Consider the following 24,001-nt stretch of genomic DNA (forward strand, 5'->3'; position numbering starts at 1 on the left):
CAAACGCTAGTACGGACCGCTTCGGCGGGTGGCGCATGCGAGCGAACGCAACCGTCAGAAATCGAAGCCGAGCTGACCCTCGATCTCCGGAACGCCTCCGTCCGCCCAACTGCGGACCTTCTTGAGGTGCCGCCACTGGGGCAACGCATCAAGATACGCCCACGACAAACGGTGGTAGGGGGTGGGGCCCCGCTCCGCCAGTGCGGCCTTGTGCACCGGTGATGGATACCCGGCGTTGTCCGCAAAACCGAAGTCTGCATGGTCGATACCCAGTTCGGCCATCATTTTGTCGCGCTGGACCTTGGCGATCACCGAGGCCGCCGCGACCGCCACGCAGGACTGGTCGCCCTTGATCACCGTACGCACCCGCCAGGGGGTACCGAGATAGTCGTGCTTGCCGTCGAGGATGACCGCGTCGGGACGGACCGGCAGTGCGTCCAGCGCCCGCCCCGCCGCGAGCCGCAGAGCGGCCGTCATGCCCAGGGCGTCAATCTCTTCCGGAGAGGCATGACCCAGTGCGTACGACGTCACCCAGGTCCGCAGTTCCTCGGCGAGGGCGGTGCGTCGCTTGATGGTGAGCAGCTTGGAGTCCGTGAGCCCCTCGGGCGGACGGCGCAGTCCGGTGATCGCCGCGCAGACGGTGACGGGACCGGCCCACGCGCCGCGCCCCACCTCGTCGACACCTGCAACGATCTTCGCTCCGGTCGTGGCTCGAAGGGAGCGCTCGACGGTGTGAGTAGGCGGTTCGTACGGCATGGCGCACCTAGATTACGCCGCCCTTGAGCGTCCGCGACACCCCGGTCCATGGCAGCGGGCTCCCCACTCCAGCGAGCCCCCGTCGAGCGCCATTCCACACGAGCGAGACGCACCGTTCGACGCGAAGGCGGCGCACCGTCGACCGCGACCCTGTCGCACGGTCCCGCAGGAGCGACAGACCGGCCGGAACGACGTCAGGAACCGTGCGGACGCAACAGCGGAACCATCAACTGGTCGATCATCTCCTCGACTTCACGGTCCTGCCATTCACATCCGCACATCTTGGATCGGTACATCATCATCGCCGGTATGGCGTCGAAGACATAGCCGTTCGCAGCCTCGGGACGCACCTCGCCTCGCTCGATACCTCGGTCGACAACCGCGCGCAACATCTCCATGGTGGGCTCGACAACCCCCTCGAAGATCACGGCATGGAAGCGTTCGGCCTGCGCCGTGTCGCACTCGTGAATCACTGAGCGAAGCGCGGACCCGGGACGGGAGAACATCGCGTCACGGGCTCGCAGGCACAGGACCAGGAGGTCATCACGCACACTCCCTTCGTCCGGGACCGCATCGAACTGCGGCAGCCCGGCTCGCAGGGCATCGGCGACAAGATCCTCCTTGGACGGCCAACGCCGGTAGACCGCCGCCTTGCCGGTCTGGGCACCGGCGGCGACGCCTTCCATCGTCAGGCCGTTCCAGCCAACAGTGCTGAGCTGATCCAGAGCTGCTTCGAGGATGGCGCGTTCGAGCACCGCACCTCGACGGCGAGCGGCCGTCCGAGCGGGAGCATCCGCCCAGCTGGGGGTAACCATCTGACTTTCTCCAACGAGCAGAGCAAGCGGGCATTTCGGGGATGGGGGACGCGCCGGAGGGCCACACGCGGGGGACATGCCGAACGACGACGTCGTAAGTGAACGCTTGCGTTCACTGTTAGGGACTCACTACCGTTGAGCCCGACAGTGAACGCCAGCGTTCACTAAAATACTCGTGGGGGACTCATAGTGACCACCTCTCCATTGCTCCAAGATCACAAGCCAGGCGCGGCACGCCGGGAGGGACGCCCCGGAATCGCGCTCACCGTCATCGCGGCCTGCCAGCTCATGGTGGTGCTGGACGCGACGATTGTGAACATCGCGCTCCCGCACATTCAAGACGCGCTCGAGTTCAGCACCACCGACCTCACCTGGGTCGTCAGCTCCTACACACTCACCTTCGGCGGCCTGCTGCTGCTCGGCGGCCGCGCCGGCGACATCCTCGGACGGCGACGGGTCTTCATGACCGGCATCCTGCTGTTCACCTTCGCCTCGCTGCTCGGCGGGCTGGCCCAGGAGCCCTGGCAGTTGCTGGCCGCCCGGGTCCTGCAGGGAGTGGGTGGCGCGATCGCCTCGCCCACCTCGCTGGCCCTCATCACCACCACGTTCCCCGAGGGTCCGGAACGCAACCGGGCCTTCGGTGTCTTCGCCGCGGTGTCCGCCGGTGGCGGCGCCATCGGTCTGCTCGCGGGCGGCATGCTCACCGAGTGGCTCGACTGGCGCTGGGTGCTCTTCGTGAACGTGCCGATCGGCGTGCTGATAGCCGTGCTCACTCCGCTGTACATCAACGAGTCCGAGCGGCACACCGGCCGCTTCGACATCGCGGGCGCGGTGACCTCGACCGCGGGCATGGCGTTGCTCGTCTACGGCTTCATCCGTGCGGCGGACGAGGGTTGGCGGGACAGCCTCACCATCGGGTCCTTCGCTGCCGCCGTGGTGCTGCTCCTGGCCTTCGCGATCATCGAGTCCCGGGCCAAGGAGCCGATCACTCCGCTGCGGATGTTCGCCGACCGCAACCGCTCCGGCACGTACGTGATCATGCTGAGCCTTGCAGCGGCGATGTTCGGGATGTTCTTCTACATCGTTCTGTTCGTGCAGAACGTGCTCGGGTACAGCCCGATCGAGGCAGGGCTCGCCTTCCTGCCCGTGACGGTGGTGATCGCACTCGGCGCGGGCCTGTCGCAGCGGTTCCTGCCGGTGCTGGGCCCCAAGCCCTTCATGCTGGTGGGCTCGGCACTCGCGATGACCGGACTGGCCTGGCAGGCGCTCATCGGCTCCGGCAGCTCGTACGCCGGCGGGGTCCTCGGCCCGATGCTGGTGTTCGGCTTCGGCATGGGACTGAACTTCGTGACGCTGACGCTCACCGCAGTCTCCGGCGTCGCTCCGCACGAGGCGGGTGCGGCGTCCGGGCTGCTGAACACGACGCAGCAGGTGGGCGGATCGCTCGGCCTTTCCATCTTGACGACGGTCTTCGGCACGGCGACCAAGGACGAGGCGGAGAAGCAGCTTCCGAAGTTCATGGCCGACGGTTCCGCGGAACAGAAGGCGGAGTTCGCCAGGACGCAGCAACTGCCCGCGCCGTGGGGGCACGAGGTGCTGGCGCAGGGCATCTCGACGGCCTTCATCCCAGCCGCCGCGATGGCCGTCCTGGCTCTGGTCACGGCCTGGCTGGTGATCCGGGTCCGCAAGAGCGACCTGGAGGCACTCTCCGGCTCTGCCGGTCCGGGCCTCGGCTGATTTCAGGGCGTCGCGAACCGGCCCCGGCGGCCCGTCGGCGAGTGCGACGCGCACGCGCCGACGGCCGTCGAGCCGGCCGATCAGCTGCGGATGCCCGGTCTGCATGCGGGAAACGGAGGGCGGGGTCAGCAGCGCGGCCCACCGCATGCCGCCCACACGAGGCGCGACGGCGCACCACCAACGGATCAAGTCCACGATCAGCAACGTCATGACGCCCCCTCCCTCGGGCTCACCCGGATGTCCGGCTGACGTGCGCCTCGACGGCCCACGCCGCAGATGTCGGAACAACGGGCGAGCGGTTACGGAGAGTTCCCCATATGCACGGAGAGTTTCCGGCGGGAGAGAGTCCCGGCCTCAGACCGACAGGGGCACCCAGTCCGGAAGCGACTCCGTGCGCTCGATCCAGTCGGCGGGCGGACTCCCCGCCTTCCCCGAGGCGACCACGCCGCCGACGATGGCACATGTGGTGTCGACGTCTCCGCCCACCTGGGCAGTCGTCCAGAACGCCCGTTCGTAGTCGCCGAGGCTTCTCGCGGCCGACCAGAGAGCGAAGGGCACCGTGTCATGGGCGGTCGTACGGCGCCCGCACCCCAGCACCGCCGCGACCGTGCCGGGGTCGTCGTAGTCGAGCATGTCCCGGGCCCGGCGGAGTCCCGCACCCACGGCGCTCTTCGGCACCAGCTCGATGACCCCGTCGAGGAGCGCCTCGGCGCCGGGCGGCCCGTCGGGGGCGGCGGCGAAGGCGGCCGCCGCGGCGACGGCCATGGCGCCGACGACCGCCTCGCGGTGCTGATGGGTGGTGTAGGCCGAGATCTCCGCCTGATGCGTCGCCTGTTCAGGATCGCCGGCGTACCAGGCGCCCAGCGGGGCGATCCGCATCGCGGCGCCGTTGCCCCACGACCCCTGTCCTTTGAAGAGCGCGGCGGCGAGTTCCCGCCAGTCACCGCCCTCCCGGACGAGGCGCAAGAGGCGATTGACGGCCGGTCCGTACCCCCGGTCGAAGTCGTGGTGCTCGGCGAAGGAGAAGGCCAGGGCGTCCTGGTCGATGCGGTGGTGGGTGGCCAGGACGGCGACAACCGAGCCGGCCATCTCCGTGTCGTCCGTCCACTGCCACGTCCCGGACGGCACCTCGCGGCGCTTCAGCAGCGGGTAGTTCACCGGCACGAAGTACTGGGAACCCAGGGCGTCCCCGACGGACAGTCCGCGCAGACAGGCCAGGGCGCGGTCCAGGCGCGCCTGAGGGGAGGAATCAGCGGTCATCGCCCTGCCACTCTATCCGGTGATCTCGTACGGCTCGGGGTCTCGCCAGCGGTCGAAGGGCCGGTCGAGCGTGTACTTGCCGTCGTCCCCCAGAACGAGCATCCGCACCTCGCCGTTCCCCGGGTTGGACAGCGACTCGAACTCCGCGACGGTCCAGTGGAACCACCGCATGCAGAACAGCCGCATGGCCAGGCCGTGCGTGACGATGAGGACGTTGGGCGGGTGATCCGGATCTTCAAAGCTGCGAAAGAGGCTCTCCAGGAAACCCCCGACCCGGTCGTAGACGTCGGCGCCGGACTCGCCCTGGGCGAAACGGTAGAAGAAGTGGCCGTAGGCGTCGCGGTAGGCCTTCTGGAGGCGGACCTCGTCCCGGTCCTGCCAGTTGCCCCAGTCCTGCTCGCGCAGCCTGGGTTCCTCGCGCACCCGTATGAGACCGGTGTCCAGGTGGAACGCGCGCAACGTCTCGTGCGTACGGCGGTACGGGGAGACGTAGACGCTGACCCGCTCGTCGCCGAAGAGATCGCGCAGCTGCTCGCCCGTCGCCTCCGCCTGCCGCCGGCCGCGCTCGGTCAGTGCCAGGGCGTGGTCGGGTTCACGCTCGTAGACGGAGTCATCAACATTGCCCGTCGACTCGCCGTGCCGGACAAGGACGATGCGCCGTGGTCGTGCCATGCCAAGACCCTAGATCGGGTGAGGGCCCGTGGAGCACTCACACCGCACCCATACAACGTAGGTCACACGATTTGTGCACCGCAGATCACTCCTGTCGCACACTTGTCCGAACAGAGCGACTGCATCCGGGTCCGCAGTCCCCCCCCCCCCCGGCCGGAAGCACACCACCGGAGTCATGCCACGGAGGCACGCCACCCCGGTTCACCCGTCGACGGCGCTCTGGAAGCACCCCGCGCGAAAACGTCGCCCAGGCTCACACCGCTCCCGCCCTCACACCCCTCCCGGCATCACGCATCGCCCGGAATCAGACCGTCCAGCTCGACTCCATGTCCACGACGTCCCCGGTGAGCGCCGCAACGTCCGCCTCGATCTGGGCCCTCAGGGCGAGCCGCTCCACGCGCTCCGTGCGGTACTTGCCGTGCTCGGCGGCCGAGCGCCACATCGACAGCACCATGAACTCGTTACCGGGTGCCTCGCCGAACAGCCCGCGCACCATGCCGGGCGAGCCGGCCATCGCCGGGTTCCAGACCTTTTCCTGCATCAGCACGAAGTGCTCGGCCCGCGCCTCGTGGATCCGGCAGAGAGCCACCCTGAGCAGGTCGGCGTCCGTGAAGCGCGGTTCGAAGCCTGTCTTCACGTCGAAGCGGTAGTCGAAGAGTCTGACCTGGGCGTCCTTGAACGTGCCCGCCTGGGACGACGCAAGCCGGTCGTGGGACCGTGCCATGAAGGAGTCGTAGAAGGCACGGCTCTCCCAGAACGCGAAAATGTGCGCCACGTCCGGCCGCCCCCGGCTCCAGCCACCCCCCTGCCCGCGAAACCCCGGCTCCCCCAGAAGCCCCGCCCACTTCCGCTGCCCCCGCTCGAAACCGCGGCGGTCCACCACGGTGCAGCGAATCCACTTGACCAGCACCGCGCCATGGTAAGGCCACGGCGCGTGGCGTCGGTCACTCTCGGCTGGACCGCTCCTCCTGGCAGGTGCCCGCGCGCGTGGCAGGATGGACAAACAGTCATGCGCGCCCGGCAGTTGGGCCGGCGGACGGGTTGGTACGGGGAAGGGGACTCTGGTGGACGGGCTCAACAAGGGGCTTCGCAAGGTCGAGATCGCGGTGCGGTGGGATCCCAGCCCGGCGGGGCAGCCGTCCACCGACCTGGACCTGGTCGCTGCGACCTACCTGGCCGACGCTCCGCACGGCGATCCCGCATACGTGGTGCACTTCGACAGTCGCTCCCCGGACGGCACGGTCACTCTCAATCGGGACAGCAAGGACGGCCAGGGCTTCGGCTACGACGAAGTCATGACACTGGAACTGGACCGGCTCGACGTCCGGTACGCGCGCGTGGTCGTCGGTGTCGTCATCCAGCAGCGCCCGGCGGAGCGCACGTTCGTCAGTGTGCGCAACCCCGGACTCCGTATCCGCGAGGGGTACACCGTCCTCGCGGAGGACGACTTCGGCGGTGTCCTGGGTGCGACCGCGGCGACGGTCGCGGAGTTCGCCCGGGACGGCTCGGGGCCGTGGGGCTTCCGCGCCGGCCTCCGTGGTTTCGAGGGCGACCCCGTGGACTTCACCGGGGCGATGGGCTCGGCACACCGTCGCTGACGTCGCAGAGTCGACAACTTACGACGGGAGGGGCACCGCCCGCAGGCGGTGCCCCTCCGTCATCGGCTCAGGTGCTCGGTGTCAGCTGCAGCCGCTGGTCGAGCCGCAGCCCTCACAGATGTAGCAGGACCCGGCGCGCTGCATCTTCGTGCCACAGGAGAAGCACAGCGGGGCGTCGGCCTGGATGCCCAACTGCATCTCCACCAGTTCGGCGCTGGTGTGGGCCTGCTGCGGGACGGGCTTGACCGTCTCCTCGGCCTTCGGCGCGGAAACGGCCTTCAGCTCCTGGGCTCGCGGCGCCGACTGGGCCAGACCCTCGACGTCGACCTCGTCCTCGCTCGGCTCGTACGAGCCGGTCTCGAGGTGACGCTGACGCTCCTCGGCGGAGTGGATGCCGAGCGCGGAGCGCGTCTCGAAGGGCAGGAAGTCCAGCGCCAGGCGGCGGAAGATGTAGTCGACGATCGACTGCGCCATCCGCACGTCCGGGTCATCCGTCATACCCGCCGGCTCGAAGCGCATGTTGGTGAACTTCGAGACGTACGTCTCCAGCGGCACGCCGTACTGCAGGCCGACGGAGACCGCGATGGAGAAGGCGTCCATCATGCCCGCCAGGGTCGAGCCCTGCTTGGACATCTTGAGGAAGACCTCACCGAGACCGTCGTCCGGGTAGGAGTTGGCGGTCATGTAGCCCTCGGCACCGCCGACGGTGAAGGACGTGGTGATGCCGGGACGTCCCTTCGGCAGGCGCTTGCGGACCGGGCGGTACTCGACGACCTTCTCGACCGCGGTGCGGATCGTGTCCTCGGCCTTCTCGGTGATCTCCGCCTTCTCCTTCTCCTTGGTCTTGGCGGAGAGGGGCTGGCCGACCTTGCAGTTGTCGCGGTAGATCGCGAGCGCCTTGACGCCGAGCTTCCAGGCCTCGAAGTAGATCTCCTCGACCTCCTCGACGGTCGCCGACTCCGGCATGTTGACCGTCTTGGAGATGGCGCCGGAGATCCACGGCTGGATCGCGGCCATCATGCGGACGTGACCCATCGGGGAGATGGCCCGCTCGCCCATGGCGCAGTCGAACACCTCGTAGTGCTCGGGCTTGAGGCCGGGGGCGTCGATCACGTTGCCGTTGTCGGCGATGTGGGCGACGATCGCCTCGATCTGCTCTTCGAGGTAGCCCAGGCGGCGCAGGGCCTGCGGGACGGTGCCGTTGACGATCTGCATCGAGCCGCCGCCGACCAGCTTCTTGAACTTGACCAGCGCGAGGTCGGGCTCGACACCGGTGGTGTCGCAGGACATCGCCAGGCCGATGGTGCCGGTCGGGGCGAGCACGGAAGCCTGAGAGTTACGGAAACCGTTCTTCTCGCCGAGACGCAGGACGTCGCCCCAGGCCTCGCTGGCGGCGGCCCACACCGGGGTGTCCAGGTCGTCCATGCGGACGGCCGTGTCGTTGGCGTCCGAGTGCTGCTTCATGACGCGCTTGTGGGCGTCGGCGTTGCGGGCATAGCCGTCGTACGGGCCGACGACCGAGGCGAGTTCGGCGGACCGCCGGTACGCCGTGCCCGTCATCAGGGAGGTGATGGCACCGGCGAGGGCGCGGCCGCCGTCGGAGTCGTAGGCGTGGCCGGTGGCCATCAGCAGGGCGCCGAGGTTGGCGTAACCGATGCCGAGCTGGCGGAACGCGCGCGTGTTCTCGCCGATCTTCTGCGTCGGGAAGTCCGCGAAGCAGATCGAGATGTCCATCGCGGTGATGACCAGCTCGACGACCTTCTGGAAGCGCTCGGCCTCGAAGGACTGGTTGCCCTTGCCGTCGTCCTTCAGGAACTTCATCAGGTTCAGCGAGGCCAGGTTGCAGGACGTGTTGTCCAGGTGCATGTACTCGCTGCACGGGTTCGACGCGGTGATCCGGCCGGACTCGGGGCAGGTGTGCCAGGTGTTGATGGTGTCGTCGTACTGGATGCCGGGGTCGGCGCAGGCCCAGGCAGCCTCGGCGATCTTGCGGAAGAGCGCCTTGGCGTCGACCTCCTCGATGACCTCGCCGCTCATCCGGCCGCGCAGACCGAACCGGCCGCCCTCGTCGACCGCCTTCATGAACTCGTCGTTGACACGGACCGAGTTGTTGGCGTTCTGGTACTGGACGGACGTGATGTCGTCGCCGCCCAGGTCCATGTCGTAGCCCGCGTCACGCAGAACGCGGATCTTCTCTTCTTCCTTGACCTTGGTCTCGATGAAGTCCTCGATGTCCGGGTGGTCCACATCGAGGACGACCATCTTGGCGGCGCGGCGGGTGGCGCCACCGGACTTGATCGTTCCTGCGGAGGCGTCGGCGCCCCGCATGAAGGAGACCGGACCGGAGGCGTTGCCGCCCGAGGACAGCAGCTCCTTGGAGGAGCGGATCCGGGAGAGGTTCAGGCCGGCGCCGGAGCCGCCCTTGAAGATCATGCCCTCTTCCTTGTACCAGTCGAGGATCGACTCCATGGAGTCGTCGACGGACAGGATGAAGCAGGCGGAGACCTGCTGGGGCTGCTTGGTGCCGACGTTGAACCAGACAGGGCTGTTGAAGCTGAAGATCTGGTGCAGGAGAGCGTAGGCCAGCTCGTGCTCGAAGATCTCGGCGTCGGCGGGCGAGGCGAAGTACTTGTAGTCCTCACCGGCCTTCCGGTACGTCTTCACGATGCGGTCGATCAGCTGCTTGAGGCTGGTCTCGCGCTGCGGGGTGCCCACGGCACCGCGGAAGTACTTGCTGGTGACGATGTTGACCGCGTTCACCGACCAGAAGTCGGGGAACTCCACGCCGCGCTGCTCGAAGTTGACCGAGCCGTCGCGCCAGTTGGTCATGACGACGTCACGGCTCTCCCAGGCCACCTCGTCATAGGGGTGGACCCCGGGAGTGGTGTGGATGCGCTCGACACGCAGGCCCTTGCTCGCCTTGGCGCTCTTGGCGCGGGAACTCCGTGCCGGACCGCTCGCCGTCTCTGTCATGCCGCCTCCCTGTACGGGCGAAAACGCCCTGAAGTGCCCCGTTGTTCCCGGTGCACGATGTTCTGTCTGGTGTTACGGGCTCCCACTCACACGCCCGCAACGGGTCTTCTCACGCCGCCGCCCGGCCGGGCCCGGAGCTGGCTTCCGGGTCCGGCCCGCCGGTCAGTCGGCGGCGCCTGCGGGCTCGGGGACCTGCTTCGTCCCTTTGGGCCCGCGGTCGTCTTCCCGGCTCTCCGCAGCCGCGTCCTCACGGTCGGGGTCGTCCGTATCGGTGTGTCCCGTCTGCGCCCTGAGTTCTTCGATGGCCGCCTCGAAGTCGTCGAGCGAGTCGAACGCCCGGTAGACGGAGGCGAACCGCAGGTAGGCGACGAGATCGAGTTCCTGCAACGGGCCGAGTATGGCCAGCCCCACGTCATGGGTCGTCAGCTCGGCGCTTCCGGTGGCTCGCACCGCCTCCTCGACCCGTTGGCCGAGCTGGGCGAGCGCGTCCTCGGTGACAGGCCGCCCCTGGCACGCCTTGCGCACACCATTGATGATCTTCGTACGACTGAAGGGCTCGGTGACGCCGGACCGCTTCACCACCATGAGCGAGCACGTCTCCACGGTCGTGAAACGACGGGAGCAGTCAGGGCACTGGCGGCGCCTGCGGATCGATGTGCCGTCGTCGGTCGTACGACTGTCCACGACACGGCTGTCGGGGTGCCTGCAGAAGGGGCAGTGCATGAACTCCCAACCCTCCTCACAGCAGACTCAATAGCCTCGCCGGGCATCTTGCGCCCCACGAAGCAGCCCCAAGCATAGGCGATGACCATGAGCCTCGAGACCCGGGGGACCACAACTTCTGGGCTGCTGATGCAATCCAACCACTACATGTGGGGATTGGCTCATACACCCACGCTCATCTCGCGTGTCGCGCGCGTAGGCGCAGGTGGCGTGCGACGCCCCCTGCCTCATAGACCCCTTCACCTCCGAGGCGCCATCGCCGACGGCTTTGCCCGCGGGCGCGGCCGCATCCGCTCCTGCACGGCCGTATCGCCGCGGCACATGCGGAGATACCGTGGGCGCCGCAAGGAGGGGGCGTGGGACTCCCGCGCAGATGAGTGCTGGTCCCGGGGCCGGGGAATGCCGGATGGCAGACTGGGGCACAGTCCACGAGGCGATCACCCCGGCGGTGAAGAGTACAGCAATGGGCGCTTTTGCCCGCCCGGCGGCCTGGCCGCTAATACACCCGGACACTCGGTCGCGTCCGACGATTCGCGTTTTTTCACTCGAACGTGTGTTTGGCGCAACCTTTCGAAAGCAACTACCGTTGTCCAGCAGGGAGACCATCGAGAGGGGCCGACGTGACCACCACCGCAGACAGTGCCGCCATCGCTGCCCAGGACCGCTCCCAGGGCCGACTGGAGCAGGCGCATGCGATGAACGAAGCCACGAACCCTGAGGGGCACAAGCGCTCCCTGCCGGGCCGACCTCCCGGCATCCGGGCGGACAGCTCGGGACTCACCGATCGCCAGCGCCGGGTGATCGAGGTCATCAGGGACTCCGTGCAGCGACGGGGCTACCCGCCGTCGATGCGGGAAATCGGTCAGGCCGTCGGCCTTTCCAGCACCTCCTCCGTCGCACACCAGCTGATGGCACTGGAGCGCAAGGGCTTCCTGCGCCGCGACCCGCACCGCCCGCGCGCCTACGAGGTGCGCGGCTCCGACCAGGCCGCCTCGGTGCAGCCCACGGACACCGCGGGCAAGCCCGCCGCGTCCTACGTGCCGCTGGTCGGCCGGATCGCCGCCGGTGGCCCGATTCTCGCGGAGGAGTCCGTCGAGGACGTCTTCCCCCTGCCCCGCCAGCTGGTCGGCGACGGTGAGCTGTTTGTCCTCAAGGTCGTCGGTGACTCGATGATCGAGGCCGCGATCTGCGATGGCGACTGGGTCACGGTGCGTCGTCAGCCGGTCGCCGAGAACGGCGACATCGTGGCCGCGATGCTCGACGGCGAAGCCACCGTCAAGCGCTTCAAGCGCGAGGACGGCCATGTCTGGCTCCTGCCGCACAACGCGTCCTACGAGCCGATCCCCGGCGACGATGCGACCATCCTCGGAAAGGTAGTGGCCGTGCTGCGCCGCGTCTGACAGCGCGCACCGCGTCGGGCGGGCCCAGCGGCCCACCCCTTGACCGGGCCCCGGGACCCCTGCGCCGGTTCCGGGGCCCTGCGCTGTCCGGGGCAGGTACCGAACCTCAGGGCCCAGTGACTCGTGCGCGTGGGGGTCGGCCGACGGATCAACCGCCGGCCGACCCCCGTCTCATTCTTCTTCCGCCTGCTGGGCAGCAGCATCGATCGCCGCGAGCGACTTCCGCACCTGGTTCCGGTCCGTCGTGAACCAGAAGTCGGGCATCGAGGCCTTGAGGTAGCTCCCGTACCGGGCCGTCGCCAGACGCTGGTCGAGGACGGCGACCACGCCCCGGTCCCCCGATGCCCGTACGAGCCGGCCGGCGCCCTGGGCCATGAGGAGCGCGGCGTGGGTGGCGGCGACCGCCATGAAGCCGTTGCCCCCGGCGTCCTCCACGGCCTTCTGTCGGGCGCTCATCAGAGGATCGTCCGGGCGGGGGAACGGAATCTTGTCCATGACGACCAGCTGACAGCTGGGCCCCGGCACGTCCACGCCCTGCCAGAGTGACAGCGTGCCGAAGAGGCAGGTCTTCGGGTCGGCCGCGAAGTTCTTGATGAGCTCGCCGAGCGTCTCCTCGCCTTGGAGCAGGATGGGGAACTCCGGGATCCGGGAGCGCAGTTCCTCGGCGGCCAGCTGGGCGCCTCGCATGGAGGAGAACAGGCCGAGGGTGCGGCCACCGGCCGCCTGGATCAGCTCCGTGAGTTCGTCGAGCATGTCCGCACGGTCACCGTCCCGGGCGGGACGCGCCAGGTGTTTGGCGACGTACAGGATGCCTTGCTTGCGGTAGTCGAAGGGCGAGCCGACGTCGATGCCCTTCCACTTCGGGACGTCATCACCCTCGGTCCCCTCTGGGGCGAGGCCCAGGGATGCGCCGACGCCGTTGAAGTCGCCGCCCAGCTTCAGCGTCGCGGACGTCAGGACCACGGAGCGGTCCGCGAAGAGCTTCTCGCGCAGCAGCCCGGAGACGGACATCGGGGCGACGCGCAGGGAGGCACCGAAACGGTCGTGGCGCTCGTACCAGACCACGTCCCACTCGGAGCCGTTCGTGATGCGCTCCGCCACGTCGTGCACGTTCTCCACGGAGGCCAGGGCCTGCTTACGGACGGCGTCCTCGTCCTGGACGGACTTGTCGCGGGTCGTACCGATCGCGGAGATGACCGTGCGGCACGCGTCGCGGAGCGCCATGAGGGCGTACCCGAGATCCTCGGGGATCTCTTCGAGACGGCCGGGCAGCGCCAGCTCCATCAGCCGTTCGAACCCCTCCGCGGCGGTCTGGAGCTGGTCGGCGGCCTTCTCGTTGACGAGTTTCGCGGCACGGCGCACCGCGCGGTTGACCTGGCCGGGGGTGAGCTCGCCGGTGGCGACTCCGGTGACCCGGGAGACCAGTTCGTGCGCTTCGTCGACGATCAGCACCTCGTGCTGCGGGAGGACAGGGGCGCCCTCGATGGCGTCGATCGCGAGCAGCGCGTGATTGGTGACGACGACCTCGGCGAGCTTCGCCCGCTCACGGGCCATCTCGGCGAAGCACTCGGCACCGTAGGCGCACTTCGACGCGCCCAGGCACTCCCTGGACGACACCGACACCTGGGACCAGGCCCGGTCCGAGATGCCGGGCGTGAGGTCGTCACGGTCGCCGGTTTCGGTCTCGTCGGCCCAGTCGCGCACCCTCAGCAGGTCCTGGCCCAGCTTGCTGGTGGGCGCGGCGGCCTCGAACTGGTCGAAGAGGCCCTCCTCCTCGTCCTGCGGGACACCCTCGTGCATGCGGTGCAGACACAGGTAGTTGGACCGGCCCTTGAGCATCGCGAACTCCGGGCGACGGCGCAGGAGGGGGTGCAGCGACTCGACTGTTCTCGGCAGGTCTCGCTCCACCAGCTGGCGCTGCAGGGCGAGGGTGGCGGTGGCGACGACCACACGCTCCCCGTGCGCGAGCGCGGGCACCAGGTAGCCGAGCGACTTTCCGGTGCCGGTGCCGGCCTGGACCAGCAGGTGGGAGCCGTCGTCGATCGCTTCCTCGACGGCTTCGGCCATGGCCACCTGACCGGGGCGCTCCGTGCCACCGACGGCAGTGACGGCGGCATGCAGGAGTTCGGGGAGTGAGGGCTTCGTCATAGCGCGACCACCCTACGACCCTGCACTGACAAACGGGCGATCACGGCGGGTGCCGGGGACGGGATCAAGACCGTGGGCCCCTCGGGGATGGGCGGTGACCGGGCTCGTTCGGCCGGGACGGTGAGTCGTGGCACGACCGCTCGAGAAATCGGCGCCGCGGGCGGGAACTGTCCCGGCACGGACCGCGTTCAATGAGTGATGGAGCGGTGACACAGCGCTACAACAAGTGCCGGAGGGGCCGGTCTCGGACCATGAGAGCGGCTCGCTTGACGGTCAGGTCGACCTCGGCGGAGAACCGGAAGCCGGCGGTCAGGAAAGCGGCGATGGAGGGGGTGTTGCGAATGTCGGGTTCCGCGATGACCCGTGCGCAGGAGGGCCGCTGCGCGAGAACGAGGTCGGCCACGGCCCGGAGCAGCAGGCCACCGAGGCCGCGCCCACGGTCGGCGGCTCCGCCGAGCAGCAGGTGGATCCCCGTGTCATGAGGCCGCGCGGGGTAATGGCGGGCCAGCGGGTCCAGATCCGCCCGGTAGATCTCCCAGTAGCTCATCGGTGTTCCGTCGAGCAGCCCGATGCACGGCACGCTGTGCCCGTCACCGGCCAGCTGGGCGCGCAGGTGGTCCCCCGTCACCTCCTGCGGTCCGGCCAGTTCCCAGAACTCCGCGGCGACGGGGTCGTTCATCCAGCGGCTGATGAGCGCCAGGTCGCGTTCGACGCACGCGGGGACGAGGCGGAACCGGCCTGCGGGCGTGTCTGCAGGGCCCCAAGCGGCGATGCGGTCGAGGAGACCGTCATGGCGCGGGACGCCCTCCCCATGCGCGGGCGCGATGGTCTCGGCGATGGGGCCGGCGCCCGGCCAGGCCGCGGACTCGGCACCAGGCCTCGCATCGAAGCCGATCCCCTGCCCGGCATCGGCGTCGGCTCTGGACCCGGTGCCTGAGGCCCGGGCGGCCATGACAGGGACAGGGGCAGCAGTCACGACGGGGCCGGCGGCCACGACCTGGGCAGCGATACCGGTCTCGGCAATCGGGTCGGCGGGAGGCACCTGAGGCTCCTCTCAGGAAAGGGGTCAGGAAGGGGGTGGCATGTCCTCAGGGATGCGGGAGGCGGGTCAGCGGTGGTCAGGGGGGATCAGAGCGGTCACGAGTGCAGGGGGTTGGAAATGGTGACGTAGACGGACTGGGTGTCGACCGGGCCGACGAGTTCGTCCAGGCCGTGCAGCCGGGTCAGCAGGTTGGCCTTGCAGCGCAGGACGGGTGAGTCGAGCAACAGGGCGGGCAGCGTGGTGCGCAGCCGGGTCGGGCCGGCGGCGAGGTGTCCGAGGAATCGCCGGAAGGCGGCGAGCAGCAGCCGCTCGTCGGCGAGCCCTTGGGAGCCGAACGCGCCGATCAGACCGAACACGTTGTTGATCACCAGGTAGTACACGAGCCGCTCGTCGGTCACCCGGTCGCAGACGAACGTGTCGCTCCGCTCTCCGATACCGGGCAACCGGTCGTCGAGGTCCTGGCGCCGGGATGCGCGGAAGTAGTAGCCCTGGTTGTCGCGGTAGCGGCCGCCCGTGGGCCAGCCGTCGGCGTCCAGCAGGAGCAGGGTGTTCTGCTGGTGCGCCTCCAGAGCGACGCCGGCCTCGCCGTCCAGCCAGAGGACGGGGCGTACCACGTGGGCCAGGTAGCGGAGGAACCACTCGGCGGCGACGGCTGGGCGGGGTCGGCCGGTGCGGTGGGCGAGGCATGTGATCACCTCGGCCAGGCGGGACCGCAGGGCCGGGCCGTGTGGGTCGAGACGCCCCGGAGCCCCCTCGGGCGGGGGCGAAGTGCACGGCCGCGGAGAAAGGAGGCCGGCGACGCAGGAGATGTCGTCGGAGGGGCTGAACGGATTGTGGCGGATCACCACGTCCAGTCCGGGCACCGGGTCGCCGTCAGGGGTGTCGACGGCGAGCCAGGCCGGGTCCCGGACGATGTCGAAGCCCGGGTGCACGGCGTGCCACTGCTGCCCGAGGCCGCTGCGGAGCAGGCGGTGGACCTCGACGCCGCGGTGCAGTTCCTTGCGGAGGTTCTCACGGCGGGAGTTGGTGATGCGCAGGCCCAGGGAGAGCTTGAGCATCGCGGGGGCATGGGTTCGGTAGACGGTTCGTACGGAGGAGGTGGGGTGCCAGTCCGGGCCGTGGGCGCCGAGGTCGCGGAGCAGTCCGGTGTCCAGCAGGGCAGCGGTCTGCGGACGGCGCCGGACCTCGTGTGCCTGCCAGGGATGCAGGGGCAGGAGGGCGTGTCCCTCCGGCAACGGCGCTCCGGTCCCTGCCAGCCGGGCGGTGAGGAGGGGTGCGGCGACGGGGCGGCCGCGCTCGGTCCAGGAGGAGTCGGTGGTGAGGACGCAGGGAGCGACCGCCATCCAGTGCAAAGGGAAGGAGCCGCGCAATTCGGGCGAGTACTGCAGCGCTTCGGCCTCCGAGAGTCCTTCGCGGCTCTTCGGTGTGGGATGCAGGGGGTGTCCGAGGACGAGTGCCTGTTCCGCGGACAGGAAGAGGTCGGGGCCGTCGGCCGGGCGTTCCCGGCGGTCGGTGATGAAGCGGGCGGCACGTCGGAGGGAGTCGGCAACACCTGCGACGAGCCCGACGCCGTCGAGGGATCCGGATGGGACGCAGTTGGGGGCGGGCGTGGGGGTGGAGGTGGCCTGGGCGCGGCTGACGCCGAGGGAGTGGGTGAACGTCTCCCTGCTGAGCAGGGCGGCGATGGTGACCGCGTCGGCGGGCGGGGCTGTCTCGGGAGCACCGGTGAGACGAGGAGGGCCGAAGCGGTGCCAGCCCGTCGGGGACCAGTAGCGCACCGGCGCGAGGAGGCTCGTACCGGTGGCGGGAAGGGGGATGTGCAGGACGCCGTCGGCCGGGGCGGGGGCGTTGGTCTCGCGCGCCCAGCAGCGGAGCAGGTTCTCCACGGCGGCGGCCTGGGCGACGGTGTGCGGGTCGGGATGCTCCAGTGGGTCACCGTCATGCGTTGTGCTCGGCCCCTGGGCGGGCTGCGCCGCCGGCCGCTGGTGAGGGACCCGCGGGCTCGGCGTCGCCGCCGACGGCCAGGCGGTGGTGGAGCTTTGCCTAGAGGTGGGGGCGTGGTCGTCGGGGTGGGGGGTGATGTTCACGGCGGGTACCTCATGGGGTGGTTTCCGGGATCATGCGGTGGGCTCTGCGGGACGAGGAACTCCACTCGGTGTGGCATGCGGGGCGCGAGGCCGAGCGGCGGGCGGGACGGGCGGCGGGGACCCCGGCGTACGGCGTACGGGGCTTGTGGCCCACAGGACTCACGGCGCGGCGTACGACGCTCATGGCCCGCGGGGCTCACGGCCAGCGGCACGTGAGGCTCGTAACCCGCAGGGACTCACGGCCCGCGGCGTGCAGGGGTCATGGCCCGCCGTAGGCACGGTTCGTGGCAGGTGGGCGCCTGGCGATCGGTGGCGCGCCCGTGGTGCACAGGCGTGCCGCGCGGACTCCCACGCTCGTGGTGCTCCGGCATGCCGCGCAAACCCCCACGCCCGCCGTGACCGCCGTGAAGGTTCACCGCGTTCCGGGTGCGGCTGCCATGGAGGTCTCCCGCGTTCACAGTGCGGCTGCCGTGCTGCCACCACGGCGCCGAGCCACCGCCCCGACCGCGTCGGCCAAGCGGTCCAGTACGGCGGCCGCTTGTTCATCGGTGATGGTCAGCGGTGGCAGCAGGTGGACGACGCTTGCGCGCAGGCCGCCGAGTCCGACGATGAGGCCGCGCCGCAGGCACTCCCGCTGGACCGCAACGGCCAGTCCGGGAGCGGCAGGGAGAGGCCGGGGCTCGCTGCCCGGCCTCATCGACGCCGCCATGCCGCACTGCGCAGTCCCTGTGGCACCGCAAGAGCCGGGTTCCCCTGCTCCCTCCGGGTCCACCAGCTCGACGCCGATCATGAGCCCTCTGCCCCGCACATCACCGACACAGGCGAAATCGGAGACGAGCTGTCGGAGTTGGTTCAGCATGCGTGTCCCGACGGTCGCCGCGCGCTCGGCGAGGGCGTTCTCGCGGACGTGGGCCAGGGTCGCCGTGCCGGCGGCCAGGGCGAGCTGGTTGCCGGGGAAGGACTCGGCGGGGGTGCCGGGTTCTCCGGCGTCGAGGTCGTCCCGGTAGACCACGACGGCCAGCGGCAGGCTGCCGCCGATGGCGTCGGAGAGGACCATCACGTCGGGGGTCACGCCACTGTGCTCGACCGCCCAGAAGGCACCGGTCCTGCCCACGCCGGTCCGGATCTCGTCGGCGATCAGCGGGACGGACCGTTCGGCGGTGAGCTGTCGCACCCGTCGCAGCCAGGTGTCGGGGACGGGGGCCACCCCGCCCTCGCTCTGGACGGGCTCGACGATCACCCCGGCGGGCAGGGGCATCCCGGACGCCGGGCCGTCGAGGAGGGACTCGTTCCAGCAAGGGGCGAGGTCGCCCCTGCTCTCGCCCCCGGCACCGGCACCGGGGCAGCGGTGGTCCTGCGAGGGAGGCAGCAGGACGATCCGTGGGTCATGTGCCTCCGCGGAGGTGGCGTCGAAAGTCCTGGCGGCGCATCCGCCACCGCCGGCGGCGAACGTCACCGGACCGCTCCGGCCGGTCGCCGCGCGGACGAGCGCGCAGGCGGTCTCGACGGCTTCGCTGCCGGCCGGTCCGCAGAACCGCACGTGTGCCCGATCCGCGAGGCCCCGTGGCAGAGTGCGGAACAGTTCGGTGAGGAAGGCGTCCTTGACGGGAGTCGCCAGATCGAGGGCGTTCAGAGGTGCGCCTGAGTCGAGCACCTTGCGGAGGGACTCCAGGACGACCGGGTGGTTGTGGCCGAGGGCCAGGGTGCCGGCGCCGGAGAGGCAGTCCAGGTAGCGGCGGCCGTCCGCGCCCTCGATGGTGAGTCCCCGGGCCCGCACCGGAACGATCGGCAGGGCACGGGCGTAGGTCCGGGCGGCGGATTCGCGTGCGGCCTGGCGGCGCAGGATTCCCTCGTGCAGGGAGCGGGGGGCAGGGGTGGTGTCTTCCAACGCTCCGCCGAGGGGGGATGTCGCCTGCCTGCGCCCCACAGCGGCCTCCTCTGGTGCACAACCCCCACGGGTGGATTCCGCCACGGCTTCTCTGACCTCCCACTGCGCACAGGCACGGAGGACCGCGCGCAGACAGCAGGCCCCCCACCGCTACCAACCCCGGACCTCTCACCGGGTTACGGGTTGCCTCAAGATCCTTTCCGTGACGGAACTGTTGCTGATCCGTCGGGTCGCCCCCACAGCCACCGCATAGTGTGTGATGCCGTTCCCGGACACCGGGTGGGCGCCCCGAACTTCCGTCGAGGCAGCGGGAATCGGGGCCGAAGCGCCGGTCCGTCCACTTTCGTTCCGTACCAGGGGGAGTCAGATCATGCGATCCACACGGCCGTCGTCCCATACCGTCCGAGGGGGGAGGACGCCGCGGAGGAACTCCCCCGTCCTGGCAGCCGTGGCCCTCGCGTCGGCGCTCGCCCTGACCGCCACCGCCTGCGAGTCGGGCGATGCGACGGCCGACGGTCAGCCCTCCGCGTCCGCCACCGCCTCCGACGACGGCAAGCTCAAGATCCCGGCCGATATCAGGGACCGGCTCCGCGAGCACGGGATAGACATCGACAAGTGGAAGAACGGCGCCTGGAAGAACTGGGACCGGGACGACTGGCTGCGCGAGGCGAACGAGTACGTCAACCCGATCATCGAGGGGCTCTGGAACCCTGACCGCATGCGGGAGGCCGAGGAGCCCGACCAGGGCGTCGACGAGAGTGAGATCGCCGAGGACCAGGGCGTCACCGATGTGACGCCCGCTCCCATCGAGGCGCGGGCCGTGCCACCGTCGTACCACGCCACCACCCCTACGGCCGGCAAGGTGTTCTTCGACTCCCCCGAGGGATCGGCCGTCTGCTCGGCGACCGTGGTGAAGGACCCGGCGCACCCCGGCAAGTCCAACCTGGTGTGGACGGCGGGCCACTGCGTGCACGCGGGCAAGAAGGGTGGCTGGTACCGCAACATCGCGTTCGTGCCGTCGTACAACGACGACGGCAAGCCGGTGGCGGAGCTGGAGAACGCGACCCGCGAGGACGTCGCTCCCTACGGTGTCTGGTGGGGCGACTGGGCGCGGACCTCGGACCAGTGGATCGAGCAGGGCGGTTCGACGGGCGGTGACGGGGCACCGTACGACTTCGCGGTCATCCATGTCACCCCGGAGAAGGGCAGCGGCGGCAAGTCGCTGGAGGAGATGGTCGGTTCGGCACTGCCGGTCGAGTTCAAGGCGCCCGCGGTGCCCCGGGTGAAGCGCGTCGTGGCGATCGGCTACCCGGCCGCCAAGCCGTACGACGGACAGAAGCTGTATGAGTGCGAAGGCCGGCCCGGGCGGCTGTCGATCAACGCATCGGATCCGACGATGTACCGCATCGGCTGCACCATGACCGGGGGGGCGTCCGGCGGCGGCTGGGTCGCGACCGGTTGGGACGGCAAGCCGGCGCTGGTGTCCAACACCTCGATCGGCCCGGTGACGTCGGGCTGGCTGGCCGGACCGCGCCTGGGTGACGTGGCCAAGGGCGTGTACGACTCCGTCAGCAAGAAGTTCGCCGGCCGGTGAGGGCCCACTCACCAAGCCCGGGGGCTCTCGGAAACCTTCACCGGCTCACCCCGGTACACCCTCAACTCCCCGGGCATAGTGGGGAGTCGCGCGGCGCCACCGGTTGGCGCGCCCATGCCGTGCACACGCGGCACCTGCACTGAGCAGGACCAGCACCACTCAGTACGCAAAACGGGGGTCATCGCACCATGCGTTCCATATCCACGCCCGCACCGAAGCGCGGACGGCGTGCCGTCCTCGCAGCCGCCGGGCTCGTCGCCGCACTGGCGCTCACCGCGACCGCCTGTGACGGTTCGGGGGATTCGGCGAGTGACAAACCCGACGCCACGAGCTCCCAGACCTCCGCGAACGGCGGCGGGGCCAAGATCCCGGCCGATCTCGCGGGCAAGCTCAAGGAACACGGGATCGACGTCGACCGCTGGAAGAGCGGCGGCTGGAAGGACTGGGACAAGGACAAGTGGCTCAGTGACGCAAAGGACTTCGTCAACCCGGTGATCAAGGGCCTCTGGAAGCCGGAGCGGATGCAGTCCGCCGACGAGGCCGACAAGAGGGTCACGACGAAGGACGCGTCGGCCGCCCAGGGCGTCAGCGATCCGGATCCGTCGCCGGTCCGGGCGCAGGCCGAGAAGACGCCGTACCACCGCAACGCGGCGCCGGTCGGCAAGGTCTTCTTCGACTCCCCCGACGGCCCGGCCGTCTGCTCCGGCACGGTCGTCAAGGACGTCAACCACCCGGGCAAGTCCAACCTGGTGTGGACGGCGGGTCACTGCGTGCACGCCGGCGGCAACGGCGGCTGGTACCGCAACATCGTGTTCGTTCCGGCCTACAACGACCTCGGCAAGTCCGAGGCGGAGCTGACCGATGCGAACCCGACGGAGATCGCCCCGTACGGCAACTGGTGGGCGAACTGGGCCTCGACCTCCAACCAGTGGATCCAGGGAGGGTCGGAGAGCGGCGGTGCCGGAGCCGCGTACGACTACGCCGTGCTGCACGTGAAGCCCGAGCAGGGCGCCAAGTCCCTGGAGGAGACGGTCGGCGCCGCGCTGGACGTGGACTTCTCCGCCCCGTCTCCGGCCGAGGCCGCCAAGATGGGCGCCTGGGGCTACCCGGCAGCGCCGCCCTACAACGGCGAGAAGATGTTCAGGTGCATCGACAGCCCCGGCCGGTTCTCGCTCAGCCCGTCGCTGCCGACGATGTACCGCATCGGCTGTGACATGACCGGCGGTTCCTCCGGAGGCGGTTGGTTCCGGGTCCTGGACGGCAAGTCGGTACTGGTCTCGAACACCTCGATCGGGCCGGCCGACAACACCTGGCTGGCGGGTCCGCAGCTGGGCCGCGACGCCGAAGCGCTCTACCAGGACATGAGCAGGACGTACGGCGGTCAGTGATCCATACATGTTGAAGGCCCGCTCCCCTGCGAACAGGGGGCGGGCCTTCTCCTTTGGCTTTTCGCGCTCAGTCGAGACGCGCCTTCACGCGCGACCCGTGCTCAGTCGCGACGCGCGTTCAAGCGAGACTCGCGCTCAGGTCGGACTCAGAGCGCCGACGCCGGAGCGTAGGGCGCGAGCTCCGCCGCCAGTTCCTCGTGCACCCGCACCTTGAGCAGGGTGCCCTCCGGGGTGTGCTCCTCGGAGATCACCTCGCCCTCGTCGTGTGCACGGGCGACCAGCTTGCCGCGCGTGTACGGCACGAGCGCCTCGACCTCGACCGACGGGCGGGGCAGCTCGTTGTCGATGAGCGCGAGCAACTCCTCGATGCCCTGGCCGGTGCGGGCCGAGACCGCGATGGACCGCGTCTCGACGCGCAGCAGCCGCTGGAGCGTCAGCGGGTCGGCCGCGTCCGCCTTGTTGATCACGACGATCTCGGGCACGTCGGTGGCACCGACGTCCCGGACCACCTCGCGCACGGCGGCCAGCTGCTCCTCCGGGAACGGGTGCGAACCGTCGACCACGTGCAGGATCAGGTCGGACTCGCCGACCTCCTCCATCGTGGAGCGGAACGCCTCGACCAGGTGGTGGGGCAGATGGCGTACAAACCCGACCGTGTCGGCCAGCGTGTACAGCCGTCCGCTGGGTGTCTCGGCCCGGCGCACGGTCGGGTCGAGGGTCGCGAACAGGGCGTTCTCGACCAGCACGCCCGCGCCCGTGAGGCGGTTGAGCAGCGAGGACTTGCCGGCGTTGGTGTAGCCCGCGATGGCCACGGACGGCACCTTGTGACGCTTGCGCTCCTGGCGCTTGATCTCGCGGCCGGTCTTCATCTCCGCGATCTCCCGGCGCATCTTCGCCATCTTCTCGCGGATCCGGCGCCGGTCCGTCTCGATCTTGGTCTCACCGGGGCCACGGGTGGCGAGGCCGCCGCCCTTGCCGCCGCCCATCTGCCGGGACAGCGACTGACCCCAGCCGCGCAGTCGCGGCAGCATGTACTGCATCTGCGCGAGCGCGACCTGCGCCTTGCCTTCCCGGGACTTGGCGTGCTGGGCGAAGATGTCCAGGATCAGGGCCGTGCGGTCGATGACCTTGACCTTGACGACGTCTTCGAGGTGGATCAGCTGGCCCGGGCTGAGCTCACCGTCGCAGATGACGGTGTCCGCGCCCGTCTCGACGACGATGTCGCGCAGTTCCTCGGCCTTGCCGGAGCCGATGTAGGTGGCCGCGTCGGGCTTGTCGCGGCGTTGGGTGACTCCGTCGAGCACCAGCGCGCCGGCCGTCTCGGCGAGGGCGGCGAGCTCCGCGAGGGAGTTCTCCGCGTCCTGCACGGTTCCCGAGGTCCAGACACCGACGAGGACGACCCGCTCCAGGCGGAGCTGGCGGTACTCGACCTCGGTGACGTCCTCGAGCTCGGTGGAGAGGCCCACCACACGACGAAGGGCCGCGCGGTCGGAGCGGTCGAACTGGTCGCCGTCCCGCTCTCCGTCGATCTCGTGGCTCCAGGCGACGTCCTCTTCCATCAGGGCATCGGCCCGAAGACCCTCGGGGTGGCTGTGCGCGAAGCGCTTGGAGTCCTGGGAAAAGGAAGAAGAGGAGGTCATTGGATCCTTACGTTGGTGGGAAACCCTTCACTGTCTGCAACGCACGGGCGGTCCGGGAGATTCCCGGCGCTCCGTGCCGCGCCGACCTGAAGATGGTCGCACGGCACGGGGCGTCTCGTCACCGTGTTATAGAGCGGGCGCCTTCGCGCCCGGGCTGCTGCGCGGAGGCCTGCTCAGGGGATTCCGCGGCGTCGGGCGCGCTGCTTCAGGGGTCAGGGGATTTTGCGGCCTCGGGCGCGCTCCTTCAGGAGTCAGGGGATTCTGCGGCCTCGGGCGCGCT

General features: G+C 69.7%; 17 protein-coding genes. 5 read left to right on the plus strand and 12 right to left on the minus strand.

All coding sequences use genetic code 11. From position 1 onward, the window contains the following. Positions 1-54 precede the first annotated feature (54 nt). Positions 55-756 carry a ribonuclease HII gene (locus tag AB0B29_RS16790; protein WP_362239795.1) on the minus strand — a complete coding sequence of 234 codons (702 nt, stop codon included), beginning with the start codon at positions 754-756 and terminating at the stop codon, positions 55-57. A gap of 194 nt (positions 757-950) precedes the next feature. After that, positions 951-1,571: a TetR/AcrR family transcriptional regulator gene (locus AB0B29_RS16795; RefSeq protein WP_362239799.1), complete on the minus strand. Its 621-nt coding sequence runs from the start codon at positions 1,569-1,571 to the stop codon at positions 951-953. Positions 1,572-1,760: 189 nt separating this feature from the next. Here AB0B29_RS16795 and AB0B29_RS16800 point away from each other — a divergent pair, with 189 nt between their 5' ends. Continuing rightward, a complete protein-coding gene (locus AB0B29_RS16800) occupies positions 1,761-3,308 on the plus strand; it encodes an MFS transporter (protein ID WP_362239802.1) in 1,548 nt (515 codons plus the stop codon). Positions 3,309-3,662: 354 nt separating this feature from the next. Here AB0B29_RS16800 and AB0B29_RS16805 read toward each other — a convergent pair whose 3' ends face one another. The 3 genes from AB0B29_RS16805 to AB0B29_RS16815 form a co-directional block, all read right to left on the minus strand. After that, positions 3,663-4,568: an ADP-ribosylglycohydrolase family protein gene (locus tag AB0B29_RS16805; protein WP_362239805.1), complete on the minus strand. Its 906-nt coding sequence runs from the start codon at positions 4,566-4,568 to the stop codon at positions 3,663-3,665. Between the two features lie 12 nt (positions 4,569-4,580). Beyond that, a complete protein-coding gene (locus AB0B29_RS16810) occupies positions 4,581-5,240 on the minus strand; it encodes a histidine phosphatase family protein (protein ID WP_362239809.1) in 660 nt (219 codons plus the stop codon). A gap of 304 nt (positions 5,241-5,544) precedes the next feature. Continuing rightward, positions 5,545-6,150, minus strand: coding sequence for a YdbC family protein (locus AB0B29_RS16815; RefSeq protein WP_362239811.1), 606 nt, complete (start codon positions 6,148-6,150; stop codon positions 5,545-5,547). A 154-nt stretch (positions 6,151-6,304) separates the two neighbouring features. On the opposite strand from AB0B29_RS16815, the gene AB0B29_RS16820 reads away from it, so the two are divergent. Continuing rightward, on the plus strand, positions 6,305-6,838 hold the full coding sequence (locus AB0B29_RS16820; RefSeq protein ID WP_362239813.1) for a TerD family protein: 534 nt from the start codon (positions 6,305-6,307) through the stop codon (positions 6,836-6,838). An 81-nt stretch (positions 6,839-6,919) separates the two neighbouring features. On the opposite strand, the gene AB0B29_RS16825 is transcribed toward AB0B29_RS16820, so the two are convergent. Both AB0B29_RS16825 and nrdR read right to left on the minus strand, forming a co-directional pair. Next, the gene (locus AB0B29_RS16825; RefSeq protein ID WP_362239816.1) at positions 6,920-9,811 is read right to left on the minus strand and encodes a vitamin B12-dependent ribonucleotide reductase; all 2,892 of its coding nucleotides are present in this window, start codon (positions 9,809-9,811) and stop codon (positions 6,920-6,922) included. Positions 9,812-9,973: 162 nt separating this feature from the next. Beyond that, entirely contained in the window at positions 9,974-10,534 is a 561-nt protein-coding gene (nrdR, locus tag AB0B29_RS16830; protein WP_362239818.1) for a transcriptional regulator NrdR, read from the minus strand. A gap of 620 nt (positions 10,535-11,154) precedes the next feature. On the opposite strand from nrdR, the gene lexA reads away from it, so the two are divergent. Then, positions 11,155-11,934: a transcriptional repressor LexA gene (gene lexA / locus AB0B29_RS16835; protein ID WP_362239821.1), complete on the plus strand. Its 780-nt coding sequence runs from the start codon at positions 11,155-11,157 to the stop codon at positions 11,932-11,934. Positions 11,935-12,105: 171 nt separating this feature from the next. Here lexA and AB0B29_RS16840 read toward each other — a convergent pair whose 3' ends face one another. The 4 genes from AB0B29_RS16840 to AB0B29_RS16855 all read right to left on the minus strand — a co-directional run bounded on the left by AB0B29_RS16840 (position 12,106) and on the right by AB0B29_RS16855 (position 19,099). Continuing rightward, complete coding sequence (locus tag AB0B29_RS16840; RefSeq protein WP_362239824.1) at positions 12,106-14,082, minus strand: ATP-dependent DNA helicase; 1,977 nt, start codon at positions 14,080-14,082, stop codon at positions 12,106-12,108. Between the two features lie 217 nt (positions 14,083-14,299). Next, positions 14,300-15,124 (minus strand): GNAT family N-acetyltransferase, encoded by an 825-nt coding sequence (locus AB0B29_RS16845; protein WP_362239827.1) that lies wholly within the window; start codon positions 15,122-15,124, stop codon positions 14,300-14,302. 95 nt (positions 15,125-15,219) lie between these two features. After that, positions 15,220-17,010, minus strand: a complete 1,791-nt coding sequence (locus tag AB0B29_RS16850; protein ID WP_362239830.1) for an IucA/IucC family protein — start codon at positions 17,008-17,010, stop codon at positions 15,220-15,222. A 655-nt stretch (positions 17,011-17,665) separates the two neighbouring features. Then, positions 17,666-19,099, minus strand: a complete 1,434-nt coding sequence (locus AB0B29_RS16855) for an aminotransferase class III-fold pyridoxal phosphate-dependent enzyme (protein ID WP_362239833.1) — start codon at positions 19,097-19,099, stop codon at positions 17,666-17,668. Between the two features lie 370 nt (positions 19,100-19,469). Between AB0B29_RS16855 and AB0B29_RS16860 the strand changes: the two genes are divergently transcribed. Then, positions 19,470-20,693: a trypsin-like serine peptidase gene (locus AB0B29_RS16860; protein WP_362239836.1), complete on the plus strand. Its 1,224-nt coding sequence runs from the start codon at positions 19,470-19,472 to the stop codon at positions 20,691-20,693. Between the two features lie 188 nt (positions 20,694-20,881). Continuing rightward, complete coding sequence (locus AB0B29_RS16865) at positions 20,882-22,081, plus strand: trypsin-like serine peptidase (protein WP_362239838.1); 1,200 nt, start codon at positions 20,882-20,884, stop codon at positions 22,079-22,081. 146 nt (positions 22,082-22,227) lie between these two features. Here the strand turns inward: AB0B29_RS16865 and hflX are convergent, their stop codons facing one another. Next, positions 22,228-23,721, minus strand: a complete 1,494-nt coding sequence (gene hflX, locus AB0B29_RS16870; protein ID WP_362239841.1) for a GTPase HflX — start codon at positions 23,719-23,721, stop codon at positions 22,228-22,230. Positions 23,722-24,001: the final 280 nt, after the last annotated feature.

The organism is Streptomyces tibetensis, assembly GCF_040647715.1.
Lineage (GTDB): Bacteria > Actinomycetota > Actinomycetes > Streptomycetales > Streptomycetaceae > Streptomyces > Streptomyces tibetensis_A.